This is a genomic window from Ohtaekwangia sp. (genome assembly GCF_036568665.1).
Classification (GTDB): Bacteria; Bacteroidota; Bacteroidia; order Cytophagales; family Cyclobacteriaceae; genus Ohtaekwangia.
Genome location: NZ_DATCSD010000249.1, coordinates 1 through 4,221, shown reverse-complemented (window position 1 = coordinate 4,221; position 4,221 = coordinate 1). Strand labels below are relative to the sequence as shown.

At 45.3% G+C, this 4,221-nt stretch carries 5 protein-coding genes; 1 reads left to right on the top strand and 4 read right to left on the bottom strand.

The window, feature by feature from the left end; all coding sequences use genetic code 11:
• Window positions 1-289 (top strand): glycosyltransferase (locus VIN08_RS13800; RefSeq protein WP_331966081.1); only part of this gene is annotated, 289 nt, incomplete at its 5' end.
• A gap of 10 nt (window positions 290-299) precedes the next feature.
• Here VIN08_RS13800 and VIN08_RS13795 read toward each other — a convergent pair.
• The 4 genes from VIN08_RS13795 to VIN08_RS13780 all read right to left on the bottom strand — a co-directional run.
• Window positions 300-1,424: a glycosyltransferase family 1 protein gene (locus tag VIN08_RS13795; RefSeq protein ID WP_331966078.1), complete on the bottom strand. Its 1,125-nt coding sequence runs from the start codon at window positions 1,422-1,424 to the stop codon at window positions 300-302.
• Window positions 1,424-1,960 (bottom strand): inorganic diphosphatase, encoded by a 537-nt coding sequence (locus VIN08_RS13790; protein WP_331966075.1) that lies wholly within the window; start codon window positions 1,958-1,960, stop codon window positions 1,424-1,426. The genes VIN08_RS13795 and VIN08_RS13790 overlap by 1 nt, the downstream gene beginning before the upstream one ends.
• A gap of 74 nt (window positions 1,961-2,034) precedes the next feature.
• Window positions 2,035-3,417, bottom strand: coding sequence for an efflux RND transporter periplasmic adaptor subunit (locus VIN08_RS13785; RefSeq protein WP_331966073.1), 1,383 nt, complete (start codon window positions 3,415-3,417; stop codon window positions 2,035-2,037).
• A gap of 11 nt (window positions 3,418-3,428) precedes the next feature.
• Window positions 3,429-4,221 (bottom strand): TolC family protein (locus tag VIN08_RS13780; RefSeq protein ID WP_331966070.1); only part of this gene is annotated, 793 nt, incomplete at its 5' end.

Here is a 4,221-nt window from a genome sequence, read left to right as displayed (position 1 = left end):
TATATTCCCTTCGCTCGCAGAAGGATTTGGTTTGCCGGTGTTGGAAGCGATGTACTATGGCAAGCCTGTATTTTTATCGAAGCTCACATCATTACCGGAAGTGGGCGGAGAGCATGCTTACTACTTCGATAATTTTTCACCAGAGCACATGCGTGAGGTGTTTGTAAAAGGCATGCATCATTATGAAACCACGCATCCGGAAGCAATGATAAAGGCGTGGGCACTGCGCTTCAGCTGGGATAACACAGCCAAAGAATATCTCTCGCTTTACCGCGAACTGCATCCCTGAAGTAAAGAAATCAAAGTGCACGATATACTTCGTTCAATGCCTGTGCAATAACAGGAGGCTCGAAGCGTGCTATATATTTTTGAGAGCCCTGAATGATACCTTCCCGAACAGTTTTATCGGAAATAACTTTTTCAAGTAACGATGCAAGCTGCTGTCCATCGGACGGGTTGGTATACAATGCATCAGGCCCCGCAGCTTCATGAAAGCACGAACCTTCTGAAGTAATTACCGGTATACCCGATTCGATGGCTTCTACCAGAGGTATACCAAATCCTTCGAAGAGCGAAGGGTAAACAAAGACAGTCGACAATTGATATAGCGTTGGCAAATCCTGGAATGATACGTTGTGAATGTAGCGGATATACTGTGCAACACCATTGCGTGCTGCACTCTCCTGCACCTGTTTTATATAGTCGGTTGACCGGCCTACAATCACAACGGGAAGTCTATTGCTCTCGGGTAAATGTGCAAGTGCCTCTACAAGTAACTTTACATTCTTGCGTTCTTCAATGGTGCCAACGTTCAAAATGAATTGATCCGGAAGACTATATTTCGTTTTTACCGATTGCTTCTCTGCTTCAGCAGCTTTGCGTTTAAAACTCGGGTGACATCCCTGGTATACTATACTGATTTTGTTGGGATCGACCTTTAAAAAATTAACCAGGTCATCGGCTGTTTGCTGACTGATGGCTATAACACGATCGGCTGCACGACATGCTGCTTTGGCTTTGGCAGTGTAGATCGCTACATCAATGGGATTATAAAACTGTGGATACCGGATATAGATCAGGTCGTGTACGGTAACCACCTTGCGAATGCGCGATGGTAAACCTGCCGGTAATTCCTGGCTGAGTCCGTGAAAGATATGTACATCTTTTATTGTCTCATGATGACTCACGCCCCACGAGCGCCACAGACTCTTGAAAAACCGGTAGCCTCCCGTTGGGCCCACTGTGGTTACGTTGGTACGCGCCACGATGGGATCAATTTCAGGATGCGACCGGATCTTCGGGGAGTAAAGTATATATTGATTTTCGGGTATAAATTCACTCAGCGCATTTACTACAAAGCGCGAGTAGTTACCCAGGCCGGTAAAATTGGTAAAGAGTCGTTTCGCCTCAAAACCAATCCGCATTACTTCCGGAATGTCTCGTTATATAACTTGATGCTGGCCTTGATGATCTCTTCTGCTTTTGGCTTGGAAAGAAACTCATCTACAATTACTTTCTTGTTTTCGAGCGATTTATAGTTCTCGAAGAAGTGCTTGAGTTCTGCGAGCAGATAATCCGGCAGATCTCTTACATCCGAGATGTGGCTCACACTTGGATCTTCTTCTGCTACAGCAATGATCTTATCATCGGCTTCACCGCGATCGATCATCTGCATAACACCTATTACCTTGGAAGGTATAAGACAGCCCGGTACAACGGCTACTTGTGTGAGAACAACGATATCCAGCGGGTCATGATCTTCACCCAACGTCTGCGGAATAAATCCATAGTTAAGGGGATAATACATCGAAGCATAGATCACACGATCAAGTTTAATCAGTCCGCTATCTTTATCGATCTCATATTTAGCGCGTGAACCTTTCGGAATTTCAATGATAGCGTTTACATGATCAGGTGGGTTAAGACCCGTTGATACTTCGTGCCAGGAATGCTTTACCATACGTGTTTCTATTAAATCAGGGCACAATATTAAACAAAAAAAGCCCCGACTTGTGCCGGGGCTTTTCAATTCACTTAATTTTCTTTCTTGGGCTGATCGGGCTTTTCTGCCTTTCTAACCTTGTCGCCATCTTTCAAACGTTTGGATACCGCCAGGAACGGCCCTGTGATAATCTCGGTACTATCCGATATACCCGTGAGCACTTCTATATTATCGTAATCACTTATACCCGTTTTTACCTCTACCATCTTCGCTACACCTTTGTCGTTAACAAATACAACGGTTTTGATTTCTTTTTTAGGCTCCTGTTTTTTCTGATCGCCCGACTTGTTTGCATTCGCATCAGGAGGTCCGCCTTTGTTCTCGCCACCACCTTTATTCTCTTCCGGGTTACGCGTTGTTACCGATGCCAATGGAACCGAAAGTACATTCGCTTTACGTGTAGTAAGTATATCTACACTGGCTGTCATACCTGGTAAGAACGGATACTTTTTACCGGCAGCCACCAGGTCCTGATACGAAGAACTGAGTATCAGTATACGCACTTCAAATTCTGTTATAGCATCGGCTGATGTTTTATCTTTCGCGGTGTTGGCAATGAGTGTTACTATACCTTTAAACTCTTTACCCTGATTGGTATAGGCATCTACATCGATGATCGCTGTATCACCGAGGTGTACCCGTACTATATCATTTTCATTTACATCTACGCGCACTTCCATCACGTTGAGGTCTGCTATACGCAGCATCTCGGTACCATCCATCGTGGCCGTTCCTACTACGCGCTCACCTTTCTTTACAATGAGTTTTGATACTATACCGGTCATAGGAGCATCCACAGTAGTCTTACGGAAATTCTCACGGGCTTCCTGTAAAGATGCCTCCGTACTGCGAATCACATAGCGTGCTGCTTCGACTGACTGCTCCGCAGAAGCTACATCATTCTTGGCTACTTCGTAGTTCTGTGTTGCTAACTGCCAGTCGGCATCCGATATAACTTTTTCATTCCATAATTTTTGCTGGCGTTTATAGTCGGCTTCAGCACGTGTAAGCTGCGCGCGCGAACGTGACAGACTTGCCAAAGATTGCTGCAGGTTGGCACGTTGCTGACTCAGACCAGCCTCTGCCCGGTCGAGCTGACTCTGCCATATATCCGGACGTATTCTTACAAGACGCTCGCCTTTCTTTACCGAGTCACCTTCTGCAATGAGCAGATCGATGATCTCACCGGAAACTTCCGGCTTCAATTTTACTTCTGTTACAGGTTGCACGGTACCGGAAGCACTAACTTTCTCAACGATTGTTACACGCTTGGCTTTTGCCAACTCAACCTCCATCTCTTTAGGCTTGCCGATCCATCCGGCCGACTTGCCAACAATAATGAAGACTAAAAGAATTGCTACGACTCCGATGAGCCAGTAAATCAGTTTGTTTGATTTGCGTTTTTGTTTTGCCATTGCGGTATATATTAGTACTCCAGTGGTTTACCTTGATAGAAGTCGAGAACTTTTTTCTTGAAGATGAAATCGTATTTAGCGCGGGTCAGGTCAGTAACAGCGCGAAATAATTCCAATTGTGATATCTGGTATTCAAATGAGTTGGCTGAACCAGCGCCATATCGCTGCACCATCATGCGATACGCTTCTTCGCGAGCCAACACTTGTCGCAATGAGGAATTATAGGTCTTCGAAGCTGCAACGGCATCGTTATACGCTGCTTCTACATTCTGACGCAACGTCTGGCCTGTGAGTTGTGCATCAATCTTTACTTGCTCGCTCTGAATAATAGTGCGTTGTAAAGTAGCACGCGAGCTATAGCCATTAAAAATTGGAATGACTAACGACAAGCCGAGCGTGCGGTATATATTGTCTTTTAACTGGCTGCTGAATCCATAGGTATTACGATATGTACCTGTGGGACTCACAGTATATACCGGAGAGTTGGCATCTTTATTTAAGTATGCTACAGGATTGTTGGAATACTGGAATCCTCCATCGGGATAAAACTGTGGTTCTTGTGTGCTGGAATAGTTCGTGTTCAACCCGGCATTTAAACTCAGGCGCGGATATAGCTGGGCGCGGGCGGCTTTCACTGCATAGTAAGAGCTTTGAATTTTAAATTCTGCGCTTTTAATCTCGGGCAGCGACTGACGGGCAACGTCATATATCTCATCGCGTGTCTGGTCGATTACTAATTCCTGTGGATTGATCTGCGGTATCTCTACATCAAGACCTTGTGTTGCCGGTATCTGCAACGCCTGC